Source organism: Flavobacterium indicum GPTSA100-9 = DSM 17447, assembly GCF_000455605.1.
GTDB lineage: Bacteria > Bacteroidota > Bacteroidia > Flavobacteriales > Flavobacteriaceae > Flavobacterium > Flavobacterium indicum.
The window spans coordinates 1,388,612-1,413,226 of record NC_017025.1 but is presented as its reverse complement, the minus strand read 5'-3'; the positions used below and the strand labels follow the sequence as shown (position 1 = coordinate 1,413,226).

20 protein-coding genes are annotated in these 24,615 nt (G+C 31.5%); 9 read left to right on the top strand and 11 right to left on the bottom strand.

The window, feature by feature from the left end:
• Window positions 1-7: 7 nt before the first annotated feature.
• Window positions 8-913 (bottom strand): AEC family transporter, encoded by a 906-nt coding sequence (locus KQS_RS06375; protein WP_014388370.1) that lies wholly within the window; start codon window positions 911-913, stop codon window positions 8-10.
• Window positions 914-988: 75 nt separating this feature from the next.
• Here KQS_RS06375 and meaB point away from each other — a divergent pair, with 75 nt between their 5' ends.
• Complete coding sequence (meaB, locus tag KQS_RS06370) at window positions 989-2,074, top strand: methylmalonyl Co-A mutase-associated GTPase MeaB (protein ID WP_014388369.1); 1,086 nt, start codon at window positions 989-991, stop codon at window positions 2,072-2,074.
• Here meaB and KQS_RS06365 read toward each other — a convergent pair.
• The gene (locus KQS_RS06365) at window positions 2,071-3,417 is read right to left on the bottom strand and encodes an ammonium transporter (RefSeq protein WP_014388368.1); all 1,347 of its coding nucleotides are present in this window, start codon (window positions 3,415-3,417) and stop codon (window positions 2,071-2,073) included. The genes meaB and KQS_RS06365 overlap by 4 nt on opposite strands.
• 221 nt (window positions 3,418-3,638) lie before the next feature.
• Between KQS_RS06365 and KQS_RS06360 the strand changes: the two genes are divergently transcribed.
• Entirely contained in the window at window positions 3,639-4,082 is a 444-nt protein-coding gene (locus KQS_RS06360) for a GreA/GreB family elongation factor (RefSeq protein ID WP_014388367.1), read from the top strand.
• 45 nt (window positions 4,083-4,127) lie between these two features.
• On the opposite strand, the gene KQS_RS06355 is transcribed toward KQS_RS06360, so the two are convergent.
• Window positions 4,128-7,601 (bottom strand): methylmalonyl-CoA mutase family protein, encoded by a 3,474-nt coding sequence (locus tag KQS_RS06355; RefSeq protein WP_014388366.1) that lies wholly within the window; start codon window positions 7,599-7,601, stop codon window positions 4,128-4,130.
• Window positions 7,602-7,801: 200 nt separating this feature from the next.
• On the opposite strand from KQS_RS06355, the gene KQS_RS06350 reads away from it, so the two are divergent.
• Window positions 7,802-8,305, top strand: coding sequence for a hypothetical protein (locus tag KQS_RS06350; RefSeq protein ID WP_014388365.1), 504 nt, complete (start codon window positions 7,802-7,804; stop codon window positions 8,303-8,305).
• 59 nt (window positions 8,306-8,364) lie between these two features.
• The gene (locus tag KQS_RS06345; RefSeq protein ID WP_014388364.1) at window positions 8,365-10,587 is read left to right on the top strand and encodes a TonB-dependent receptor plug domain-containing protein; all 2,223 of its coding nucleotides are present in this window, start codon (window positions 8,365-8,367) and stop codon (window positions 10,585-10,587) included.
• 45 nt (window positions 10,588-10,632) lie between these two features.
• On the opposite strand, the gene KQS_RS06340 is transcribed toward KQS_RS06345, so the two are convergent.
• Window positions 10,633-11,667, bottom strand: a complete 1,035-nt coding sequence (locus KQS_RS06340) for an RluA family pseudouridine synthase (protein WP_014388363.1) — start codon at window positions 11,665-11,667, stop codon at window positions 10,633-10,635.
• A 5-nt stretch (window positions 11,668-11,672) separates the two neighbouring features.
• Window positions 11,673-12,287, bottom strand: coding sequence for a PASTA domain-containing protein (locus KQS_RS06335; RefSeq protein WP_014388362.1), 615 nt, complete (start codon window positions 12,285-12,287; stop codon window positions 11,673-11,675).
• 153 nt (window positions 12,288-12,440) lie between these two features.
• On the opposite strand from KQS_RS06335, the gene KQS_RS06330 reads away from it, so the two are divergent.
• From KQS_RS06330 to KQS_RS06315, 4 genes are read left to right on the top strand one after another with little or no spacing between them, the layout of a single operon-like run.
• Window positions 12,441-13,415: a D-alanine--D-alanine ligase gene (locus tag KQS_RS06330; RefSeq protein ID WP_014388361.1), complete on the top strand. Its 975-nt coding sequence runs from the start codon at window positions 12,441-12,443 to the stop codon at window positions 13,413-13,415.
• Between the two features lie 3 nt (window positions 13,416-13,418).
• Window positions 13,419-13,892, top strand: a complete 474-nt coding sequence (locus KQS_RS06325; protein WP_014388360.1) for a hypothetical protein — start codon at window positions 13,419-13,421, stop codon at window positions 13,890-13,892.
• The gene (gene coaD / locus KQS_RS06320) at window positions 13,889-14,344 is read left to right on the top strand and encodes a pantetheine-phosphate adenylyltransferase (RefSeq protein WP_014388359.1); all 456 of its coding nucleotides are present in this window, start codon (window positions 13,889-13,891) and stop codon (window positions 14,342-14,344) included. Before KQS_RS06325 ends, coaD begins: the two co-directional genes overlap by 4 nt.
• A 50-nt stretch (window positions 14,345-14,394) precedes the next feature.
• Window positions 14,395-16,104, top strand: a complete 1,710-nt coding sequence (locus KQS_RS06315) for a M14 family zinc carboxypeptidase (protein WP_014388358.1) — start codon at window positions 14,395-14,397, stop codon at window positions 16,102-16,104.
• Here KQS_RS06315 and KQS_RS06310 read toward each other — a convergent pair.
• The 6 genes from KQS_RS06310 to KQS_RS06285 form a co-directional block, all read right to left on the bottom strand.
• Window positions 16,096-16,950 (bottom strand): patatin-like phospholipase family protein, encoded by an 855-nt coding sequence (locus KQS_RS06310; protein ID WP_014388357.1) that lies wholly within the window; start codon window positions 16,948-16,950, stop codon window positions 16,096-16,098. The genes KQS_RS06315 and KQS_RS06310 overlap by 9 nt on opposite strands.
• Window positions 16,951-17,029: 79 nt before the next feature.
• Window positions 17,030-18,463: a TolC family protein gene (locus KQS_RS06305; RefSeq protein WP_014388356.1), complete on the bottom strand. Its 1,434-nt coding sequence runs from the start codon at window positions 18,461-18,463 to the stop codon at window positions 17,030-17,032.
• The gene (locus tag KQS_RS06300; RefSeq protein WP_014388355.1) at window positions 18,450-21,659 is read right to left on the bottom strand and encodes an efflux RND transporter permease subunit; all 3,210 of its coding nucleotides are present in this window, start codon (window positions 21,657-21,659) and stop codon (window positions 18,450-18,452) included. The genes KQS_RS06305 and KQS_RS06300 overlap by 14 nt, the downstream gene beginning before the upstream one ends.
• 21 nt (window positions 21,660-21,680) lie before the next feature.
• Window positions 21,681-22,769: an efflux RND transporter periplasmic adaptor subunit gene (locus KQS_RS06295; RefSeq protein ID WP_014388354.1), complete on the bottom strand. Its 1,089-nt coding sequence runs from the start codon at window positions 22,767-22,769 to the stop codon at window positions 21,681-21,683.
• A gap of 80 nt (window positions 22,770-22,849) precedes the next feature.
• A complete protein-coding gene (locus KQS_RS06290) occupies window positions 22,850-23,248 on the bottom strand; it encodes a hypothetical protein (protein WP_014388353.1) in 399 nt (132 codons plus the stop codon).
• Between the two features lie 99 nt (window positions 23,249-23,347).
• The gene (locus tag KQS_RS06285; protein ID WP_014388352.1) at window positions 23,348-23,944 is read right to left on the bottom strand and encodes an NUDIX hydrolase; all 597 of its coding nucleotides are present in this window, start codon (window positions 23,942-23,944) and stop codon (window positions 23,348-23,350) included.
• 7 nt (window positions 23,945-23,951) lie between these two features.
• Between KQS_RS06285 and pyrE the strand changes: the two genes are divergently transcribed.
• Window positions 23,952-24,602 carry an orotate phosphoribosyltransferase gene (gene pyrE / locus KQS_RS06280; protein WP_014388351.1) on the top strand — a complete coding sequence of 217 codons (651 nt, stop codon included), beginning with the start codon at window positions 23,952-23,954 and terminating at the stop codon, window positions 24,600-24,602.
• Window positions 24,603-24,615: the final 13 nt, after the last annotated feature.

Here is a 24,615-nt window from a genome sequence, read left to right as displayed (position 1 = left end):
AATTTATTTATTTTAATATAAAATACCATAGTACTAAAGTAATAAAAGATAATGGAATTCCAATACCAACCATCATACTACTTAACTTGGGTTTTAATCCATAAGTCGACGCTAAAATTGCCCCAGTAATCATGGGAGCCATAGCCGATTCCATTATAGAAACATTAATAATTAATCCATTTGCACCCAAAATAACTTTATAAAACAAGTAAAAGAACAAGGGTGTGATTATTAATTTAAAGATAAGACCTAAAGATAAAAATTTCCAATGTTTACTTCTTTTTTCAATTTTTAATTGTAACCCAACTGCTACTAAAGCAATAGGTGAAACCGTAGCTGCAAGTCTTTGAAATACAGATTGTAACGATTCAGGAAAATCAACCTCAAAAATGTTTAAAATTACTGCCATAACAAACATGATAAACGGAGGAAAAAAGAATATTTTTTTGGCTATAATGGAAATTGACGGTTGTTCTTTAGAATACAACATGGCAACTAAAACACCTAATGTAGATAAAACTACAAAAGAACCTGGTTGATCTACAATAATTGCTGTTTCAATCGCCTCTTTTCCATACATAGCTTCTAATACTGGAAATCCAACAAAAGAGGTATTTCCTAATCCGGCAACAATAATAAGACAACCTGTTAGTTTATTGGACCATTTAAAAATTTTACCTAAGGCATAAAAAAACAAAAATGATATTAAAAATCCAATCCAGGCAATTCCGACTGGAAACAACAGAGATTCATCAATTTTTATTTTTGGAATATAGTACAATGCCATTGCAGGAATTGATACATTGAGCACAAATTGATTCAAAGCTAAATGTGCATTTTTTGGAAAACTATTTACATTTTGAAAAACAATTCCTAAAAGTAAGCACAAAAATAGCAGTATGATAGTATCCATATTTTGAGGAAAATTAGGCTCATAAAATAAAAGCCAATTTAAAAAAATTGTATTTTTACACAAATATATTGCCTTTTGGAACCAAAAAAAAATACATCCGCATTAAATGAAAGAGACGGTGTGACTCAACCTGAAACTCTGAGTACACAAGTTGCTAAATCAATTCAACAGTTTAGAAGAAAAACTATTTCTTCTGATGAATTGATTTCAAAGATTTTAAAAGGTGATAAGGTGGCATTGAGTAGGGCAATTACTTTAATTGAAAGCACCAATCCAACACATTTATCCAAAGCTAATGAAGTCATTAATGGTTGTCTACCACATGCCAATAATTCAATTCGTATTGGAATTACGGGTGTCCCGGGAGTTGGAAAAAGCACCTTCATTGAAGCGTTTGGAAAACATTTAACTTCATTAGGTAAAAAAGTAGCCGTTTTAGCTATTGATCCAAGTAGCTCGTTAAGTCATGGCAGTATTCTAGGAGATAAAACGAGAATGGAAGAATTAGTAAAAGATGAAAATGCTTATATTCGACCGAGTGCTTCTGGAGACAGTTTAGGTGGTGTTGCCAGAAAAACACGAGAAGCAATAATACTTTGTGAAGCCTGTGGTTTTGATACAATCATTATTGAAACCGTTGGTGTAGGCCAAAGTGAAACTGCAGTTCATAGTATGGTTGATTTTTTCTTATTATTAAAAATTGCAGGAGCTGGTGATGAATTACAAGGCATAAAAAGAGGAATTATGGAAATGGCGGATGCTATTGTAATTAATAAAGCTGATGGTGATAATATCAGAAAAGCTAATTTAGCCAAAGTAGAATTCAATCGAGCCTTACATTTATTTCCCTTAAAAAATTCGGGTTGGAATCCAAAAGTAACAACGTGTAGTGCAATAACAAAAGAAGGCATTGCTTCCATTTGGAATACTATTAACGAATATGAAATACTAACAAAATCAAATGATTATTTTAATCATAGACGTGAAGAACAAAATCAATATTGGATGTTAGAAACTATTAATGAACAATTAAAAAATCAATTTTACAATCATCCAGAGATAATTAAAGCTTTAGAAATTACCAAACAAAAAGTACTTACACATCAAATATCTCCTTTTACTGGTGCTATAGAGTTATTAGAACTATATAAAAAGCTTTAAAATTTTTCTCCATGTTGAGATAAATCAAGACCAACTATTTCTGATTCTACGGTAACGCGAATTGGAATTAAATAATTAGTAATTTTATATAATATAAAAGCACCAAAAAATGTAAAAACAGATACAAGAACTAATGCAATAATATGATGTAAAAACACCTCCCACCCTCCATGTAATAAACTTGCATCCTTACCATGAGCAAAAATAGCTGTTAAAATCATCCCCATGATTCCTCCTACTCCATGACAAGCAAAAACATCTAATGTATCATCAATTTGTTTTAATTTTGACCAATACATCATTTTGTTGGAAACTATTGCTCCAATAAAACCAAAGAAAATACTCTCTGGAACAGAAACATATCCTGCAGCAGGAGTTATTACAACTAACCCAACTACTGCACCAATACAGGCGCCTAACGCAGATACTCTTCTTCCATTTATGCGATCAAAAAATACCCATGTCATCATTGCTGAAGCAGAAGCAATTGTAGTAGTTGCAAAAGCCATAGCAGCTGTAGCGTTTGCTGCAAGAGCAGAACCAGCATTAAATCCAAACCAACCAAACCACAAGAGTCCAGTTCCTAAAATAACAAAAGGTATATTAGTTGGAATATGGTCTTTATGTTGTCTTTTGCCAAGTACTAAAACACCCGCTAAAGCAGCAAAACCTGCACTCATATGTACCACTGTGCCACCAGCAAAATCTTTAACTTTAAAATAAGAGGCCAATAATCCATCAGGATGCCAAACCATGTGACACAGCGGTGCATAAATAACTAAAGTAAATAAACTTATGAATAATAAGAAAGAAACAAAACGAATTCGCTCTGCTAAAGCTCCAGTAATTATAGCCGGAGTAATTATAGCAAATTTCATTTGGAATAAAGCAAATAAAATAAATGGAATCGACGATGCTAATGTTTTATGAGGAAATATTTCTACTGCATCAAAAAACATATAATCAAAAGGATTTCCTATAATTCCATATTCGTTACCATTTATTGTTATTCCAATACTTGTACCAAAAGATAAACTAAAACCTACAACAACCCAAATTATACTAATTACCCCTAAACAAATAAAACTTTTTAACATGGTTGATATTACATTTTTTTTTCCAACCATACCTCCATAAAAAAAAGCCAATCCTGGTGTCATTACTAAAACAAGACAAGAGGCCGTTAACAACCATGCAACATCTGCAACATTAATAGTATCAATTGAGTTAAATTCAAATTTATTTTCTGCAGCTTGATGTTTCCAAAATAGAGAAACAAAAGAAACAACAGCTATTACCCCAAAAAAAACATACCAATAGCTATCTTTTTTATTATTTTTCATAATACACCCCTATTTATTTTAGAGTAAAATTATAAAATAATACATTCTAAAAAACATTTACTTTTATTTTTACAGATAAATTAAAAAATAATGTCCAATAAAATGATAATAGAAATTAATGCAGTCAAATTTAAGAATCATTTATTTTTCAAAGTAATTATGATAATTCTCATATTGATAATTAAAAAATGAACGTAACTTTAACATATAAAAATCACTATATGAATAAGACAAATATTTTACAGCAAATTATAGCGGAACAAGATAAAACTATCAATAACTTATCTTCTTCTATAGAAAAATATAAAATGGCTTCAGATTTAGACGAAAATAACACTTTAGACCCTGAAGATTTTTCTCATCAAGGTGAAGCAATGGATATGAAAATGCGTTTGGAGCAATTATTAGTAAAGGAAACTAGAAACAAAGAGATAATTGAAAAATGTTTAAATCTTGATAATAAAGTAGTAGAATTAGGTGCTTTAGTTGATTTAGACATAAAGTATTTATTTGTTGGAGCTTCAACGCATACACTTAAAGCAGATGATAAAGAAATATATACAATTTCGGAAGATGCTCCAATATACCATTCTATAAAAGGAAAAAAAGTAGGTGATAAAATAGAGTTAGGAAATTTACACTTTGTTATAAAAGATATAAAATAAAAAGACCTTTCAAATGAAAGGTCTTTTTTATAATTAAAGATTTTTTTACATGTTTCTTCTATATTGTCCACCCACTTCAAATAAAGCTGAAGTAATTTGGCCTAACGAACACACTTTTGCAGCCTCCATTAATTTTTCAAAAATATTATGGTTTTGAATTGCTGCCTCTTGAATAATTGAGATTTGATTTTCAACTTCTTTAGCTTTAGCTTGATGTAAATTCTCTAAGGTTTTAATTTGGAATTGTTTCTCCTCTTCCGTTGCACGAATTACTTCTGCTGGAATCACTGTCGGAGAACCTTTTGAACTCAAGAATGTATTTACACCAATGATTGGGAATTCTCCTGTATGTTTCAAAGTTTCGTAATACAATGATTCTTCTTGAATTTTACTTCTTTGGTACATGGTTTCCATAGCACCCAAAACGCCTCCTCTTTCTGTGATTCTATCAAATTCAGCTAAAACCGCTTCTTCCACTAAATCGGTTAATTCTTCAATAATGAACGAACCTTGGATTGGATTTTCGTTTTTCGCTAAACCTAATTCTTTATTAATAATCAACTGAATGGCCATTGCACGACGCACTGATTCTTCTGTTGGAGTCGTAATTGCCTCATCATAAGCATTCGTATGTAACGAGTTACAGTTATCGTAAATCGCGTACAACGCTTGTAAAGTCGTACGAATATCATTGAAATCAATCTCTTGCGCGTGTAACGAACGACCAGAGGTTTGAATGTGATATTTCAACATTTGCGCTCTTTCGTTAGCTCCGTATTTGTTTTTCATGGCTTTTGCCCAAATCTTACGTGCTACACGACCGATTACAGCATATTCAGGATCAATTCCGTTTGAGAAGAAGAACGATAAATTCGGACCGAAGTCGTTGATGTTCATTCCTCTACTTAAATAATATTCCACATAAGTGAAACCATTAGCTAAAGTAAACGCTAACTGTGTTATTGGATTCGCTCCAGCTTCAGCAATATGATAACCTGAAATCGAAACCGAATAGAAGTTACGCACATTTTGCTTGATGAAATATTCTTGAACGTCTCCCATCAAACGCAACGCAAACTCCGTTGAGAAAATACAAGTGTTTTGTGCTTGATCTTCTTTTAAAATATCCGCTTGAACCGTTCCACGGACTTGTGCTAACGTCTTCACTTTGATATCTTGGTAAACATCCGCAGGCAATACTTGATCTCCCGTTACTCCTAAAAGCAATAAACCTAAACCATCATTTCCTTCTGGTAATTCACCATTATATCTTGGTCTTTCTAAACCTTTATCGTCGTATAGTTCTTTTTTCTTTTTCTCAACCTCTGCTTCTAAACCGTGTTCTTTGATGTATTTTTCACAGTTTTGGTCGATAGCAGCATTCATAAAAAATCCTAACAACATGGGTGCTGGACCGTTAATGGTCATAGAAACTGAAGTCGCAGGGTGACTCAAATCGAAACCTGAGTATAACTTTTTAGCATCGTCTAAACAACAAATAGAAACTCCCGCATTACCAATTTTTCCGTAAATATCAGGTCTGTGGTCTGGGTCATTTCCGTATAATGTTACCGAGTCAAAGGCGGTAGATAAACGTTTTGCTGGCATTCCCAAAGAAACATAATGGAAACGACGATTTGTTCTTTCTGGACCCCCTTCTCCTGCAAACATACGCGTTGGATCTTCTCCCTCACGCTTGAATGGATACAATCCAGATGCAAAAGGAAATTCTCCAGGTACGTTTTCTTGTAAATTCCATTTTAAGATATCACCCCAAGCTTGGTATTTAGGTAAGGCAACTTTTGGAATTTGAGAATGAGACAACGATTCGGTATGCGTTTCAATTTTGATTTCTTTATCACGAACTTTAAACGAATACACTGGATTTTTGTATTTGTTTACTTTTTCTTCCCAAGTCAACAAAATTTCCCAATTGTATGGGTCTAAATTCATTTTTACGCGGTCGAATTCTTTTAATAATAAGTCTAAGAAAACTGATTTATCTTTGTCATTCTGAACTTGTTTCAGAATCTCATCTTGATTTAACCCCGATTTAATTATCAAGCTATTTTCAATTGCTCGAGAATTTATATTTGCAACTGAACAAATCGTTTTGAAAATTCCGTATAATTTTTGCGCTACTTCTACTTGTGTTAGCGCCGTTTCATCGTATTTTCTGTTGTTTTCTGCAATTTCCGATAAATAACGCGTTCTGTGAGGAGGAATTACGAAGATTTTCTCGCTCATTTCACGTGTAATTTCGAAAGTCGATTGTAAATCCGCTCCCGTTTTGGCAACAATCTTATCCATGATAGATTTGTAAAGGGTATTCATACCAGGATCGTTGAATTGAGAAGCGATAGTGCCAAATACAGGCATTTTATCTGGATCTACATCCCATAAATTATGATTGCGTTGGTATTGTTTTTTCACATCACGAATGGCATCTAAAGCGCCACGTTTATCGAATTTATTTAACGCTACTAAATCCGCAAAATCTAACATATCGATTTTCTCTAACTGTGTTGCTGCACCGAATTCAGGTGTCATTACGTATAAAGAAACATCAGAGTGATCAAGAATTTCAGTATCGGATTGTCCAATTCCAGAAGTTTCTAGAATGATTAAATCATATTTTGCCGCTTTCAACACTTGAATCGCTTCCGCTACATATTTCGATAAGGCTAAATTCGATTGACGAGTTGCTAACGAACGCATGTAAACACGAGAATTGTTAATAGCATTCATACGAATTCTATCACCCAATAAAGCACCACCTGTTTTACGTTTTGATGGGTCAACCGAAATTAATCCGATAGTTTTTTCAGGGAAATCGATTAAGAAACGACGTACTAATTCATCTACTAATGATGATTTTCCAGCACCACCTGTTCCGGTGATACCTAAAACTGGAACAGCCCCCCCCGCCCCCGAAGGGGGAGCTACTAATGATTTCGTAAAAATTTCATAGAAATTATCAGGATTGTTTTCAGCAAGTGAAATTAATCGTGAAATTGTATTGACTTCTTTTTCTTTAAGATTTTCCACAATTTTGGAAGCTCCCCCATCGGGGGTTGGGGGGCAAAAATCGGATTTTTGAACTAAATCATTAATCATTCCTTGTAAACCTAATGCACGCCCGTCATCTGGAGAATAAATTTTAGTGATACCGTAAGCATGTAACTCTTCAATCTCAGAAGGAAGAATTACACCGCCACCGCCACCAAATATTTTAATATGTCCTGCTCCTTTTTCATTCAGCAAATCGTACATATATTTGAAATATTCGTTGTGACCTCCTTGGTAAGATGTCATCGCGATTGCATTTGCATCTTCTTGAATAGCAGTATTTACTACTTCTTCCACACTTCTATCATGTCCAAGGTGAATGACTTCAACGCCAGTAGCTTGAATAATTCTACGCATGATATTAATTGCAGCATCATGACCGTCAAATAAGGACGCGGCTGTTACAATTCGAACTTTATTTTTTGGTTGGTAAGGTTGTACTTGTTCCATTTTTAATTAGCGATAAAAAGTCATGCAATTTAGGGAATTATTAAAAAAAAGGAAAATTAAAAATGATTTTTAATGAATTCATTTAAAAAGTAAGTTTTTACAAAAAAATACTTAAAATATCAGAATAAATATTGAAGAAAAAATTAATCCACTACAAAAGATATTTTTTATATTTACACTACTAAATTTAGCTAATCAAAATGTCAAAAAAAATCACATTACTATTCCTTATATTAGTACTGTTAAGTAGTGTTATTGGCATTCATGTTATTCAATTATATAAAGTACATAAATCAAAAATTGATTTTATAGAAAACAACCCCAATATTAAAGTTCAATTTGAAGTAAACAAAATAGACTTTAGCAAATTTGTTTGGCTAAAAAAAAATAAAGAATTTAAATATAAAGGGAACCTGTATGACATAACTAAAATTATTGAAACCAAAAACGGTAAAAAATACATTTGTATTAATGACAGTTATGAAAAAAAAATTGAGCAGTTGTTTTACAAATTACACAAAGAAAAAAAGGAAAACAAAAAGAAACTCAATACTTACGGATATTACCTTCCTATTCTAATAACAAATCAAGATATTATAATTTTTAAAAGAAAGAAGACTAAAATTAGGTCATTAAATTCTCAACTTTCAACTATTTATTTAGACATCCCCTATTCTCCACCAAAAAACAATTTACTTTCTTAAACAAATAACTCAATTCGTATGAAATACGGAATTTGAAACTAACTTAATTTAAATTTAAAATGAAAGTAAAAATTATACTACTTGCCTTTATGGGAAGCATATCTTCATGGTCTCAAACCAAACAAGATACTATTAAAACTCAAAATATTGAAGAAATAAAGATTCACAGTGAAAAAATAAATGTGAATAAACAACAAAACTCCTCTCAAGTTGAAATTATCACGAAAGAAAAAATTGAATTTCAAAATTTTCAAAACACAGCTGATATGTTATCTAACAGTGGAGCACTATTTGTACAAAAATCTCAACAAGGTGGCGGTTCTCCCGTAATTAGAGGATTTGAAGCAAGTAGAGTCTTACTACTAGTAGATGGAGTAAGAATGAATAACCTAATTTTTAGAGCAGGACATTTACAAAATGTAATAACTGTTGATGAAAATTTATTGGAAAACACATTAATACAATATGGTCCAACCTCTACTTTGTATGGAAGTGATGCTTTAGGTGGAGCTGTAAATATGTTAACCAAAAAACCAACATTTGGAAGTGGTCTAAAAGGAAATGTAGTTACGAGATATTCTTCTGTTAACGAAGAAAAATCAGGTTACTTTGATTTTTCTTATGGTGGTAAAAATTGGGCTTCCTTAACTGCTTTTTCTTATAATGATTTTGGAGACATGAAAATGGGTAAAAAGAAAAATCACAACGGTGATTATTTTGGAGAACGAGTGTATTATGCAAATACGTATTTTGACCCAAATACCAATTTATATGTAAATGAAAATGTAGAAAATTCAGATAAATACACGCAAGTTGGTAGTGCCTATCAACAATGGAATTTCTTGCAAAAATTCATATATAAAACCAATAGTAATTGGAAACATTCAATTAATTTTCAATTTTCAAACAGTTCTAATATAGGAAGATACGACCGATTAACCGAACGTTCGGGTGGAAATATGACTTTTGCAGAATGGTACTATGGTCCACAGAAAAGAATTTTAGGAATTTATACTATAGAAAAAGAGGATTTCATTGGTAAAACCGATTTTAGAGTGGATGCCTCGTATCAAAAAGTTGAAGAAAGTAGACACGACAGAAGATTCTCAGGTAGTAACAAAGATAAAATTAGAAACCAAATGGAAGAGGTTGATGTATTTAGCATTAATGGTCAATTTGAATCAAAAGTTTGGAATGGAAATTTATACTATGGAATTGAGAACTACTATGAAACGTTAAATTCTACTGCCAATAGAGTTAACATCAATACCGGTGAAATTACTAGTGCTAATACACGATACCCAGATGGTGCTAATTCAATGATGAGAAATGATGCTTATGTATCGTTCAATAAAAAAATGGAAAAATGGAATTTTACGCTTGGAGGTCGTGTGGGATATACCCAGTTAAAAAGTGAACTAATTGATAATTCAACTTTCCAATTTCCTTTTACAACAATTGAACAAAATAATTTTACTTACAGTGCCAACGCTGGATTAGTATATAATACATCTGAAAATTTTATTTTGAAAACAAATATTGGAACTGGTTATAGAGCACCTAACATTGATGATTTAGCTAAGATTTTTGATACCAGTACAAATTCAATTTTAATTATTCCAAATAATGATTTAGGTCCTGAAAAAACTGTAACAACAGATTTTGGTTTTGTAGTAAAGTCGGCCGATAACAAACATAATATTGAAACCACCTACTATTATACTACGATCAAAAATGCCATTGTGACAAAAGAATTTTCATTAAATGGGCAAACTCAAATAGATAATGATAATGATGGGATTTCCAGTACTATTTTTGCAAATCAAAATGCTGGAAATGCTTTTATAACAGGATTTTCAACTTCATTAAAATCTACGTTGTATAAAAATTTAATTTTATCAGGAAATTTTAATTATACTTTAGGTCGTGTAATTGAAGACAATAATTCAAGAAGACCAATGGATCATATTCCTCCTTATTATGGAAAAATTGGTGTAAATTATAAACCTAATTGGGGAGAATTAGAAGCTTATATGTTGTTTAATGGTAAAAAGAGACTTAAAGATTATTCAACAAGTGGAGAAGATAATTTACAATATGCTCCTGCAAATGGCATGTATGCTTGGGAAACTTATAATTTTAAAGCTTCATCAAAAGACCTAGCGGGTTTCAGAATTTATGGTGGTGTTGAAAATATATTAGATACACAATACCGAGTTTTTGCTTCAGGTATTAATGCAGCCGGTCGAAACTTTTATGGCGGAGTAAAATATAGTTTTTAAACTAGCATAGATACAAAAAAGGGAAGTAAATGTACTTCCCTTTTTTTATTCTTCAATTTGTACTGCTTTAGAATAAGTTCTCCATTTTTCAATACAATCCACCATATCTTGTGGTATATCCGTGTTAAATCGTAAAAATTCGCCAGTTGTAGGATGTTCAAATCCCAGTGTTTTGGCGTGTAGGGCCTGACGTGGAAGTGTTTTAAAACAATTATCTACAAACTGTTTGTATTTAGTAAACGTTGTACCCTTTAAAATTTGGTCGCCACCATAACGTTCATCATTGAATAATGTATGTCCGATATATTTCATGTGCACACGAATTTGATGAGTGCGACCTGTTTCTAATTTACACGAAACCACTGTAACATAACCTAAACGTTCAATAACTTTATAATGAGTCACTGCAGGTTTCCCTTTTTCTCCATCAGGATAAACTGCCATCTGCATACGATTGGTTTGATGACGGTCAATGTTACCTTCAATCGTGCCTTCCTCCTCTTCAATATTTCCCCAAACAATAGCTACATATTCTCTTTCAGAAGTTTTTTCGGCAAATTGTTTAGTCAAATGGTTCATTGCATGTTCTGTTTTTGCCACAACTAACAAACCCGAAGTATCTTTATCAATTCGATGAACTAAACCTGGTCTTTCACTAGAATTCATCGGTAAATTATCAAAATGATAAGCCAAGGCATTTACTAAAGTGCCCGAGTAATTACCATGACCAGGATGCACTACCATTCCTGCTGGTTTGTTTACAACTAATACTTGTTCATCTTCATAAACAATATCAATTGGAATATTTTCCCCTTTTAATAGATGTTCATACGGAGGATGTTCTAGCATCACGCGTACTACATCATTTGGTTTGACTTTATAATTGGATTTAACCGCAACATCATTAACCAAGATGTTACCAGAATCAGCTGCTTTTTGAATCTTATTTCTAGTGGTATTATCAATGACATTCATTAAGAATTTATCAATTCGAAGCGATTGTTGACCTTTAGCTACTTCAAAACGATGATGTTCATATAATTCATCATCTAGCTCATTTTCATTTATAAACTCTTGCATTTCAATTAATTTGTTGCCGTTGTATCAATTAATTGTTGCGTCAATGAATCGGTTTCCTCTTCTTTGAACAATTCTTTTCCATCACCCAAAACAAAGTCAATAGTTGAATTTTTAAGAATTTTATCTCCTGCTTTTAATTTTTTACCATTTTGAGAAATTTCCAACACTACATCTTTAGCAATATTAGGAACATATTTAGATTTTCCTTCTACTAAACCTAATGCTCTAATGGTACTGGCAGCTTGACGGAAAGTTTTGTTAATTAAGTCGGGCATAGTTACAGTAGAAAAACCTCCGGCATTTAACTTCACATAAATTTTTCTGCCATCCTTAACTTTAGAATTCGGTTTCGGATCTTGTTCAACAATAGTATAAGGCGGAAATTCAGGTCTAAAATCAACAGTATCTAATAGAAAAACTTCCAATCCATCTTCATCTAATTTTTCTTCTGCTACTTCTAATTTCATTTTAGATAAATCGGGAACATTAATTTCCTCTCCATGATTCGTTCTAAAATCTAAGAATTTAATTAAGGCGAATAAAAAAACTACTGTTATTACAATGGCTAAAAACAATTGCTTGAAAAACGTTAAACTGGTTAGAAACTTACCTAAACTCATAAATTGATAATTTTAGCAAAAATACTAAATTTCTTTTTGGAATCAATGTTAATATATGGATAACGATAAAAATTCATTTTTAGTTTATTGCAATTTTCTTTTTTACACTAAACAATTTATAATAAATTTGTATAAACATTTAGTACAACTTCAATGACAAACGTAGCAATTATTATGGGAGGATATTCAAGCGAATATAAAATCTCTCTTACCAGTGGAAATGTAGTTTATAATCATTTAGATGCAACCAAATATAACGCTTATAGAATTCATATTTTTAAAGATAAATGGGTATATGTTGATAAAAATGAACAAGAATTTCCAATAAACAAAAATGATTTTTCGGTTGAAGTTCAAGGTTCTAAAATAACTTTTGATGTGGTTTTTAATGCCATTCATGGTACACCCGGTGAAGATGGATTAATGCAAGCGTACTTTGAATTATTGAATATTCCGCAAACTTCATGTGATTATTACCAAGCGGCGTTGACCTTTAATAAAAGAGATTTACTTTCTGTTTTAAAACCCTATGGAATTAAAACAGCTACTTCTTTTTACTTAAATAATGGGGATTCAATTGATATTACAAAAATAATTGAAACTGTTGGATTACCGTGTTTTGTTAAACCAAACAAATCGGGTTCAAGCTTTGGAATTTCAAAAGTAAAATCTATTGAAGATTTAGTTCCTGCTATTGAAAATGCTTACAAAGAAGATAATGAAATTATTATTGAAAGTTTCTTAGATGGTACAGAAGTTTCGGTTGGAGTTATCAATTTTAAAGGTCAAATCAAGGTTTTACCCATAACTGAAATTGTTTCTGAAAACGACTTTTTTGATTATGAAGCCAAGTATTTAGGTAAATCTCAAGAAATTACACCTGCTCGAATTTCAGCAGAAATCCAAGCTAAAGTGGAAGCGACGGCAAAAAAAGCCTATGAAGTTTTAAAAATGTCGGGGTTCTCTAGAAGTGAATTTATTATTGTAAATGGCGAACCACATATGTTAGAAATGAATACTATTCCTGGATTAACGACCGAAAGTATTCTTCCACAACAAGCTCGAGAAGCTGGAATTTCTTTAAATGAACTATTTGAAAACGCTATTGAGTTGGCTCTAAAAAAATAATTTATGAAAAAAACTATTTTTCTTCTATTTATTATATTTTTTTCAAATTCAATACATTCTCAATCTAAAATTATTAGTTCTGAAAAAATATTCTTTTTAAAAGAAAAGTATAAATGGGAAAATGATGACATATTACTAATAAACTTCTTTTTTCCTCAAGAAAATTGTTTTTACAATCAATATGAAAATTTACATAAAAGCTTAGACTGGTTTGAAAATAATATTTACTCTAAAATTGATTTAAATCAAATAAAAAAAATAAATGTTTTTACTGATAAATTTATAGCAAAAAACATGATAGATAACTCTACTTCTTTTGAAGATTTTAATGATTTTTTTAAAAACGATCTTTTAAAAGATTTTCAAAATTGTCATGCTATAATTGCAATTAATAAAAAAGGATATTTTGAATTTAAAGTAGGTGAATATTCAGAAAAAGACGTGAAAACAATTATTACAAAATTAAAAAAATTATGAAAAAAGCGATATTCCCCGGATCTTTTGATCCTATAACAAACGGACATTATGATATCATTAAACGAGGAGTTTCTCTTTTTGATGAAGTAATTGTAGCGATTGGCGTGAATGCCGATAAAAAATACATGTATTCTTTGGAAGATAGAAAACGTTTCATTGAAGAAGCTTTTAAAGATGAACCCAAAGTAAAAGTGATTACTTATACGGGTTTAACTATTGATTTATGTAAAAAAGAAAAAGCGGATTTTATTTTAAGAGGCTTACGCAATCCGGCCGATTTTGAATTCGAAAAAGCCATTGCACATACTAATAGAGTTATGTCAAAAATAGAAACGGTGTTTTTATTAACAGCTGCAAGAACATCTTTTATTTCCTCAAGTATTGTAAGGGATGTTCTTCGAAATGGTGGCGATATTTCACCCTTAGTTCCGGAATCAGTTTTAAAAAAATAATTGAATATTAACCTCAATTTTTGAGGTTTTTTTATTTATAACTTAAGTCTATGAAAAAAATTCTTTTCTTACTTCTCTCAAATATTTGTTTTTCTCAAACGGAATGGAAAACCACTTTTGAAAAAGGAAATGGAAATCAATCGGTTACCTATGAAGATTGTATTGCCTATTATCAAAAATTGGATGCATATTTTGAAACTATTCAAATGCAAGAAATGGGATTAACAGATAGTGGAAAACCGCTCCACCTCGTGATTTTCTCTGCTGATAAAGATTTTAATTTTAAATCGGGAAAAGCCAAAATTTTAATTAATAACGGAATTCATCCAGGTGAGCCGGATGGAATCGATGCCTCTATGTCGCTCTTACGTGATTTAGCAATGAATAAAATTAAAATTCCAAAAAACACCCAAATCATTGTAATTCCAGTATACAATGTTGGAGGTATGTTGAACCGAAGTGCCACTTCAAGAGCCAATCAAAATGGACCAGAAGAATATGGGTTTAGAGGAAATGCACGGAATTTTGACTTAAATCGGGATTTTATAAAATCAGATACCAAAAACTCCAGAAGTTTCCAACAGATTTTTCATTGGGTTCAACCCGATGTTTTTTTGGATAACCACGTTTCAAATGGTGCAGATTACCAATACACTTTCACTTGTATCGCTACACAACATGAACGTTTAGGTTCTATTTTAGGAAATTATTTTATCAATGAAATGTATCCAACTTTGGTAAAGGACATGCAAAAAAAGAAAATCGATGTGGTACCTTATGTAAATATACATGGGGCTAAACCCGATTTAGGATACGAACAATTTACCGATACACCAAGATATGCAACTGGCTACACTACTCTATTCCATACCCTTGGATTCGTTCCCGAAACACATATGTTGAAACCTTATAAAGACAGAGTTAAAGTTACCTATGAATTTATGGTTAGTGCCATTAACTATGTTGATTCTCATTCAAATTTAATTCAAAGCAAAAGAAAAGAAGCGGAAAAAGAATTTCAAGCAGGAATGGATTATCCTTTAGCATGGGCCATTGATTCTTCAAAAGTAAGTTCACTTAATTTTAAGGGTTATGAAGGAAAATTTAAACCGAGTGAGGTATCAGGTAAAGACCGTTTGTACTATGATCGTAATCAGCCGTTTACAAAACCAATTCCTTTTTATGGAAATTATAAACCAACTCAATTTATTAAAATTCCAAAGGCGTATATTGTTCCACAAGCACAATGGCCAATAGCAGAATTATTAAAATTGAATAATTTGCAGTTTTATCAATTAGAAAAAGATACGATCATTGAAGTTGAAAGTTATAAAATTCTTGAATATCAAACAGCTAAAACGGCATACGAAGGTCATTATGGACATTACAATACCAAAATTTCAAAAACAAGTCATAAACTAAAGTTTTTAAAAGGTGATTATGTATTTCCAACAGATCAATTCGGAGTTAAATACCTATTAGAAACTTTGGAACCAGAAGCCGTAGATTCTTTTTTCAATTGGAACTATTTTGATGCTATTTTACAACAAAAAGAGTATTTTTCAGCCTATGTATTTGAAGATATGGCAAAGGAAATTTTGAATCAAAATCCGGAATTAAAAGCAGAATTTGAACGTAAAAAAAATCAAGACAAAAGTTTTTCAGATAACGGAGCAGCTCAATTGGATTGGATATACAAACACTCTGTTTATTATGAAAAAGCCCATATGCACTATCCCGTTTATAGAATTTTAAACTAATATTTTAGACTCAATAGCTAGCATAGATTTGATTACAGCTTCTCTACCTATTTCTATAATTTCATTAGCTTTATAAAATTCAAAAATACCCGCACAAGTTCTTGGAATTTCAACTAGAACATCTGGCGGGTTTTTCTCCAATAACACATTAGACATATGATTTGTCATGGTCACTAAGGTAGTATTTATTAATGTAAAGTAATTAATTTTTTTATTTATATTTAACAATGCATCTTGCTCATTAGTAATGTTTTTTTCATTTAAAATACTCGAAAACACATCTACTTTTTCTGTTAATCCAGCATTTACATTGACTGCAATTATTACATCATTGGGTTTTCTAACTATATTGCTAATAGGAATATTGTTTACCACTCCGCCATCAACAAAAACAGAATTACCAACAGACAATGGAGTAAATATGGTAGGAATAGAAATAGAAGCTCTTATTGCTTGAAAAAGACTTCCGCAATCAAATACTACTTCCCTATTGTTTGCAATATCAAAAGCTGTTGCATTAAATATAATGGATAAATCTTCAATATTTACATCCGTAATAAATTCTTTAATTTCATTAAAAACTCGTTCTCCTTTTACTAAACCTTTGGATGAAAAACTAAAATCAATAAGTCTAAATATTTTTTGTTTATTAACTTTTAAAAGCCATTGCTTAAATTCTTCTAGTTTTCCAACTGCATATACTCCACCAATCAATGCCCCCATTGAAGTTCCTGAAATCGATTGAATAGTATATCCTTTTTTCAACAACTCTTCAATTACAGCGATATGGGCAATTCCTCTGGCACCACCTCCTGATAAAACCAATGATATTTCTTTGCTCTGCATGTTAGCTATTTTTTTACTAAATATAAAAAAAAAGTCGCCATTACTGACGACTTAATTTACTAACTCAGAAATTTTAACATTAATTCCAACCACCTCCTAAGGCTTTATATAAATTAACTACGGCTAACATTTGATTTTTTCTAGTTTCAATCAAAGCTGTTTTAGCTTCTAAAGCATCACGTTGTGTTAATAAAACTTCCATATAATCTGCTCTTGCTGATTGAAATAATTGATTTGCAATATCAATTGATTCATTTAAAGCTTTTACTTGATCCTCTTTCAATTTAAAAGATTGTTGTAAATTATCAATTTTAGACATTTGATTTACTACTTCAGTATAAGCATTTAAAATTGTTTGTTCATATTCAAAAACAGTTTGAATTTGTTTTGCAGATGCATTTTTATATTCAGCTTTTATTGCATTTCTGTTTACTAAAGGCATGATGGCATCACCAGCTAATGAATACAATAAAGAAGTTGGTGAATTCAATAAATATTTCGGATTAAAAGCTTCATAACCTACGCCCGCTTTTAAACCAAATGAAGGATAAAAATTGGCTTTTGCTACTTTTACATTCAATTTAGCCGCTTCCATTTCTAGCTGTGCTTTTTTGATATCAGGTCTATTTTCAAGAATATCAGCTGGTAAACCAACTTGAACTAATTTAGGTTGCATTTCTAAAAAATTAGCCGTACTTCTTATCACGGGTCTTGGTGTACGACCAACTAAAAAATTAATCTTATTTTCAGTTTCAACAATATCTTGTTTTAAATTGTAAATCTCACTTTGATTTTTTTGTACTTCTGCTTCAAAACGTTTTACCGCTAATTGAGTAGTTCTTGCAGATTCTTTCAATAATTTTACAATTTCTAAAGCATTTTTCTGAATTTCAATATTTTGTTCTAAATTTTTTAATTGGCTATCTAAAGCTATTAATTCAAAATAAGAACTTGAAATTTCAGCAACCAAATTAGTAACTAAGTAATTTTTTCCCTCTTGAGAAGCCATGAATTCCATTACTGCTACTTTCTTAGCATTACGTAATTTTTTCCAAACGTCTAATTCCCATGAACTATACAAACCAAATTTGTAATTGGTTAATGGCTCAGGAAATTTTTCCTCTTCTCTTATATTTAAATTCTCTTCAACGGCACCGTTTCTAGTATATTTTCCAACTTTATCTAAATCAGCACCTGCACCAAATCCAACACTAGGCAAATATTCACCAGTTTTAGCTTGTATTTCATTTTGAGACATAGCTACTTTTTGCATCAAAATGTTTAATTCTTTATTATTAACCAATGCAGAATCTATTAATTGTTGCAAATTTTTATCTTCAAAAAAATCTTTCCATTTAACTTTTGCATCGTTAGAAGTAGCCTTCGAGTTTGCAGTAAAACTCGAAGGTACATTCACTTGATTTTCTTTAATTGTAACTTTTGGAATTCCACATGAAAAAGCGATGAACAAACTTCCAAAGGCAATTGATTTTATTACATTATTTTTTTTCATTGTGTCCTGTATCTTTATTTTTATCTTTTTTGTGTTTATGATTATAGTCTACCTCTTCGGTTAAAGGTGTAAAATCTTCATGTTTAATCATTTTTCTACCTTCTGCCAATTTTCCAAAAATATAATACAATCCAGGGATTAATATCACACCGAAAATAGTTCCGAATAACATTCCTCCTAGAGCAGAAGTTCCAATTGTTCTATTTCCGATTGCTCCAGCACCTGTTGCTTTAACTAGAGGAATTAATCCTGCAATAAATGCAAATGAAGTCATTAAAATGGGTCTAAAACGCACTTTTGCTCCTTCAATTGCCGAATCTAAAATTGACATACCCTGCTGGTTTTTCTGAACGGCGTACTCTACAATTAATACGGCATTTTTACCTAATAATCCGACCAACATCACTAATCCAACTTGTGCATAAATATCATTCGCTAATCCGAACATTTTTAACAAGAAGAATGTTCCAAAAATACCCGCAGGAAGAGATAAAACAACGGCCATTGGTAAAATAAAACTTTCATACTGAGCGGCCAATACTAAATAAACGAAGATTAATACAATTCCGAAAATGATAATTCCTTCATTTCCTCTTCTTGCTTCATCAAAAGATAAACCTTCCCAATCCACATCGTACCCGTGAGGCAAATGTTTTTTAGCTACCTCTTGAATGGCTTTAATTGCTTCACCGGTAGTATAACCTTTGGCTGGTACTGCTCTAATTGCAGCAGAATTATATAAATTATAACGAGTAATTTCGTTTGGTCCTTGACGCTTTTTCAATGTCATAAAAGCAGAATAAGGTACCATTTCTCCTTTATCGTTTTTCACGTAATAGTTCAATAAATCACTGGCATATCTTCTAAATTCTGGCCCCGATTGCACATACACTTTAAAGAAATTATTAAAGCGAATAAATCCTTGTTCGTAAGTTGAACCAATTAATATATTCAAATTTTCCATAGCATTTCCAATAGAAACACCTTTTTGCATAGCTGCTTGATTGTCTATTACAATTTCATATTGCGGATAGTTAGCAGCATAAAATGTAAACAAACCTGTTAATTCCTTACGCTTACCTAATTCGCTCATAAATTCTTTATTGATGCGATCAAACTCATGGTAATCTTCCCCATTGGTTTTATCTAATAAACGAAGTGATAATCCTCCTGCTGCTCCATAACCTGGAACTGCTGGTGGTTCAAAATATTCTATAACCGCACCAAAATCTTTTGATTTTTCCTCTAATTCCTCTATAATTTCATGTACCGAATGTTCTCGATCTTCCCAAGGTTTTAAGTTAATCAAACAAGTACCCGCATTAGAACCACGACCTTCAGTTAATACTTCATAACCAGCTAATGAAGAAACCGATTGTATCCCTTCAACTTTCTTAGCAATGGCTTGTAATTTTCTAGCTACTGCATTGGTGTTTTCTAAAGTTGAGCCCGGAGGTGTTTGAATAATAGCATAAATCATACCTTGATCTTCACCAGGAATAAATCCGGCTGGTAATGTTTCATTTACAAAGAAAGTTCCCACTGCAAATCCACCTAAAACTAAGAAAGTAACTAATCTTCTATCAACAATTTTAGTTAAAATGTTAGTGTATCTACCCGTTAATTTTTCAAACCATCGGTTAAATGCATCAATAAATCTATTAATTGGCGTTTTCTTTCTTGGTTGTCCATGTGTATTTTTTAAAATCATAGCACATAATACCGGTGTTAATGTTAAGGCAACAATTCCAGATAACACAATTGAAGAAGCCATGGTAATAGAGAACTGTCTGTAGAACACACCAACCGGTCCGGTCATAAAGGCCACCGGAACAAAAACGGAGGTCATTAATAATGTAATTGCAACAACAGCTCCACCTATTTCTCCTAATACACGCTGCACTGCTTTATAAGGTCCAACATGGTCTTCTTCCATTTTTAGGTGGACCGCTTCCACGACGACGATGGCATCATCAACAACGATTCCAATGGCTAATACTAGGGCAAAAAGAGTAATTAAATTAATCGTTAATCCAAATGCTTTCATGAAGATAAACGCACCAATCAATGAAATTGGAACAGCAATAATTGGAATTAATGTAGAACGCCAATCACCTAAGAAAATAAACACTACTAGAGCAACTAAAACAAATGCTTCTCCTAAGGTATGAATTACTTTATCAATAGAGGCATCTAAGAAATTCGATACATCATAACTCACTTCATATTTCATACCTGGAGGGAATGAGCCTTTTAACTCCTCCATTTTATGCTTCACTTGTTCAATTACATCACTGGCGTTACTACCGTAAACTTGTTTTAATTGAATCGCTGCGGACGGATGTCCGTCTTTATTGGAATAGATATCAAAAAATTCACTTCCAAACTGAACTTTTCCAATATCCTTTAATTTAATAATTTCACCTTCAGAATTGGAACGAATGATTATGTTTTCATACTGCTCAGGTTTATTGTATCGTCCTTGGTACACCAAAACATATTCCAAAGATTGTGATTTAATACCTGTAGCTTGTCCTAAACGTCCTGGACGACCGATAATACTTTGCTCAGCCATGGCCTTCATCACTTCATCGACTGAAACTTTATAAGCACGCATACGGTCAGGATTTAACCAAACACGCATAGCATAGTTTCTATTTCCTAAAATTTGTGCTTGTGAAATACCGTTGATACGTTGAATTTCTGGAATAATATTAACATTCGCATAATTATATAAAAACTTCTCATCCGAGTTTTTATCATTACTATACAAGTTAATATACATCAACATACTTGGTTGCACTACATTAACAATTACACCTTCTAATTGAACTAAATGAGGTAAATTATTTATTACCTTATCCACACGGTTTTTTACATTTACAACCGCTTGATTAGGGTCAGTACCTAATTCAAAAACAACTTGGATTGTTGCTTCACCGGCAGATGTTGCATCGGAAACCATGTATTTCATTCCTGGAACTCCATTGATAGAACGTTCTAATGGAATTAAAGCTGATTTTACTAATACATCGGCACTTGCTCCAGGATACGCTAAAGTTACAATTACCCTTGGAGGTGCAATTTCAGGAAATTGAGATATAGGTAACGTTTTTATGGAAAGTAAACCCATAAATATAATGATTAACGATACAACGATCGCCATCACTGGTCGTTTGATAAAATTCTTAAACATAAAAATTGTTTTTAAAAGTGATTATTCCGCTTCTACTTCTAATGAATGGAAAACTTGTTTAGGGTCTTGATAATCAGGGTGAACTTTCTGACCATCCTTCACTTTTCTTAAACCGTCTAATAAAATTTTATCTTCTTTAGATAACCCTTTTTTCACAATAAATAAGTACGGTACTTCTTCTTCAGCAACCGTAATTTCTTTTTGATGAATTACGTTGTTTTTATCAAGTACAAATACATATTTTTTATCTAATACTTCAAATGTAGCTTTTTGAGGAATTAAGATGGCATTAGGATATTTATTTTTAACAATAATATTTCCAGTTTCACCGTGTCTTAATAATTTATTAGGATTAGGGAACGTTGCTCTAAAAGCAATATTACCTGTTTCGTTATTAAATTCACCTTCAATAGTTTCCACAATTCCTTCTTGATTAAAGATAGAACCATTTGCCATTTCTAAATGAACTTTTAATTTGTCTTTACTTGATTTATTGGTCATATAATTCAAGTATTCTGCTTCTGGCACATTAAAATACACCCACATTTTACTGTTATCAGAAAGGGTAGTTAATAATTCTCCTTCTTCCAACAAACTTCCTTCACGTACATGTAAATGATCCATAATACCTGTAAAAGGCGCTCTTACATCTGTAAAACCTAAATGTGTAGCTGATAATTGAACTTCAGCTCTTGCTTTATCTAATTTTGCTTTTGCTAAAGCCAATTCATTTTTAGATACTACATTTTTGTCAGCAAGTGCTTTTGTATTTTTATATTCAATCAATGCCGTTTCTGCTTCGGCTTTTGCTTTAGATAATTCTGCCTGATAAACATTAGGCATAATTTGAAACATTTTTTGTCCCTGAACAACAGTTTGCCCTTCATCTACAAATATTTTTTGCAAATAACCTTGTTCTAATGCACGTAACTCAATGTGCTTTACTGAGTGAATTTGACACACATATTTACGTTCAACTAAAGTATCTTGTTGAACTGGAGAAGTTACTAAATATTTTGCTGTTTCTTCTTTTTCTTCGTGTTTTGAACCACAACTAGATAATGCTAACACACTACCTAAGCTTAAAAGTAATACAATTCTTTTAGCCATAATAAGAGTATAAATTAATTAATTTTTGGAATAATTGAGTATTAGGAACATCCTAAAAAAACCGAAAATAAATTAATTTATCACAGCCTGTATACGCAGAATAAAACGTTAAAAGAGTGGATGGATGATAAATAGTTTGTAAAGAAACAATCTTTTAATCCATTTTTAAATGAATTAAAAAGATAATTACAACCATTAGCGTTTAGAAATTTTACAAAAAATGCTGAATCAAAAAAATTTAATTCAAAATCACTATCTTCAATTTCAGATTCATTGATTTCTACATTTTCATAATCTACCTCATAAACTAAGGAGCCAGGAGAAATGTAATGTTTTTGGTTAGAATTAACTTCTGAATGATGAACAACATAACGCGTAACAAAAGTACCCTCATTATGAATGGTTTTGGTATAAACACCAAAACAACTCATCATTGCTATGAATAGTAAAAAGAAATATTTATAATTCAATTTCTTCATTAATTCTTGTTATTCATCAATTAATTTAAATGTAATCAAAACTTGTAGCAAATGTAAATCTTTAAATTGGATAAATTTGTAAATGATTTGTTAATGAAGCTAAACTAATACTTCTTCAAATAATAATTTAATGTTTTCATAAGAGTTTTCAAGAGCTAAAGGAATTTCCTCTGGTTTTAACCAAGCTACTTTTTCAATACCTTCATCTTCTTGAGGTTGAGGAATACCGGTGAAATTAGTTTTCATTTTGTACCAATACGTAATTTTAAGCTTATACCTTCCATTACGTTTAAAAATATGATACGTTTTTTGCAGTTTATCTGTTATTATTAAACCCGTAACTCCAGTTTCTTCTTCAACTTCTCTGATGGCAGTATCTTCAATTTCTTCATTTTTTTCAATACCTCCTTTAGGCAAATCCCATTTTCCATTTCTAAAAATAAATAATACTTCCCCTTTCTGATTGTAAACCAACCCACCCCCTGCTTTGGCAACAGGTAATTTAGACTTTAATGTCTTCATGATTAATTTCTCATCCGGATGGTACAAATAGGCACTATCAATTTTATTCAAGAAAAGCTCTGAAATTACTTTTCTGAAATTAACCGTTTCTAACAAATAAATTCTAAAATTTGTTTCCTTTTGCACTTGATTTGTTAAAAAAAGTGGTTTTTCGTTCACAAAAACTTTATACATTTGCAGTATGATATTTAATGTTAACACAGCACAGCAAACAGCCGAATTGCTTTTACAAATAAACGCAATTAAACTGAATTCTAAAAATCCTTTTACATGGGCTTCGGGTTGGAAGTCACCAATTTATTGCGATAATCGTATAATCCTTTCATTTCCAGCAGTTAGAAATTATGTTAGAGATGAATTTGTGAAACACATTGAAGATAAATTTGGTCGACCTGATGTGATTGCCGGTGTAGCAACTGGAGCTATTGGTATTGGAATTTTAGTGGCTGAGGCCATGGGATTACCATTTGTATATGTTAGACCAGAGCCAAAAAAACACGGAAGACAAAATCAAGTGGAAGGTTTTTTACAAAAAGGACAAAATGTAGTAGTAGTTGAAGATTTAATTTCTACTGGAGGAAGTAGCTTATTAGCTGTTGAAGCATTAAGAAATGAAGGCGCTAATGTTAAAGGTATGGCCGCTATTTTTACTTATGGCTTCCCGATTTCAAAAGAAAAAATTGAAGAAGCAAATTTAGAAGTTTACACGTTAAGTAATTATGAAAATTTAATTCAGAAAGCGGTAGATAAAAAATATGTTTCTGAAGAAGAACTAGAAACTTTACAAGCTTGGAATTCGAATCCAGCGGAATGGGGAGCTACCCTATTATAATGTTTATAAATTA

Bases quoted from the DNA above. Each gene is read 5' to 3' on its own strand.
- KQS_RS06375 (WP_014388370.1), bottom strand. From the start codon at position 913: ATGGATACTATCATACTGCTATTTTTGTGCTTACTTTTAGGAATTGTT.
- KQS_RS06365 (WP_014388368.1), bottom strand. From the start codon at position 3,417: ATGAAAAATAATAAAAAAGATAGCTATTGGTATGTTTTTTTTGGGGTA.
- KQS_RS06360 (WP_014388367.1), top strand. From the start codon at position 3,639: ATGAATAAGACAAATATTTTACAGCAAATTATAGCGGAACAAGATAAA.
- KQS_RS06355 (WP_014388366.1), bottom strand. From the start codon at position 7,601: ATGGAACAAGTACAACCTTACCAACCAAAAAATAAAGTTCGAATTGTA.
- KQS_RS06350 (WP_014388365.1), top strand. From the start codon at position 7,802: ATGTCAAAAAAAATCACATTACTATTCCTTATATTAGTACTGTTAAGT.
- KQS_RS06345 (WP_014388364.1), top strand. From the start codon at position 8,365: ATGAAAGTAAAAATTATACTACTTGCCTTTATGGGAAGCATATCTTCA.
- KQS_RS06340 (WP_014388363.1), bottom strand. From the start codon at position 11,667: ATGCAAGAGTTTATAAATGAAAATGAGCTAGATGATGAATTATATGAA.
- KQS_RS06335 (WP_014388362.1), bottom strand. From the start codon at position 12,287: ATGAGTTTAGGTAAGTTTCTAACCAGTTTAACGTTTTTCAAGCAATTG.
- KQS_RS06330 (WP_014388361.1), top strand. From the start codon at position 12,441: ATGACAAACGTAGCAATTATTATGGGAGGATATTCAAGCGAATATAAA.
- KQS_RS06325 (WP_014388360.1), top strand. From the start codon at position 13,419: ATGAAAAAAACTATTTTTCTTCTATTTATTATATTTTTTTCAAATTCA.
- coaD (WP_014388359.1), top strand. From the start codon at position 13,889: ATGAAAAAAGCGATATTCCCCGGATCTTTTGATCCTATAACAAACGGA.
- KQS_RS06315 (WP_014388358.1), top strand. From the start codon at position 14,395: ATGAAAAAAATTCTTTTCTTACTTCTCTCAAATATTTGTTTTTCTCAA.
- KQS_RS06310 (WP_014388357.1), bottom strand. From the start codon at position 16,950: ATGCAGAGCAAAGAAATATCATTGGTTTTATCAGGAGGTGGTGCCAGA.
- KQS_RS06305 (WP_014388356.1), bottom strand. From the start codon at position 18,463: ATGAAAAAAAATAATGTAATAAAATCAATTGCCTTTGGAAGTTTGTTC.
- KQS_RS06300 (WP_014388355.1), bottom strand. From the start codon at position 21,659: ATGTTTAAGAATTTTATCAAACGACCAGTGATGGCGATCGTTGTATCG.
- KQS_RS06295 (WP_014388354.1), bottom strand. From the start codon at position 22,769: ATGGCTAAAAGAATTGTATTACTTTTAAGCTTAGGTAGTGTGTTAGCA.
- KQS_RS06290 (WP_014388353.1), bottom strand. From the start codon at position 23,248: ATGAAGAAATTGAATTATAAATATTTCTTTTTACTATTCATAGCAATG.
- KQS_RS06285 (WP_014388352.1), bottom strand. From the start codon at position 23,944: ATGTATAAAGTTTTTGTGAACGAAAAACCACTTTTTTTAACAAATCAA.
- pyrE (WP_014388351.1), top strand. From the start codon at position 23,952: ATGATATTTAATGTTAACACAGCACAGCAAACAGCCGAATTGCTTTTA.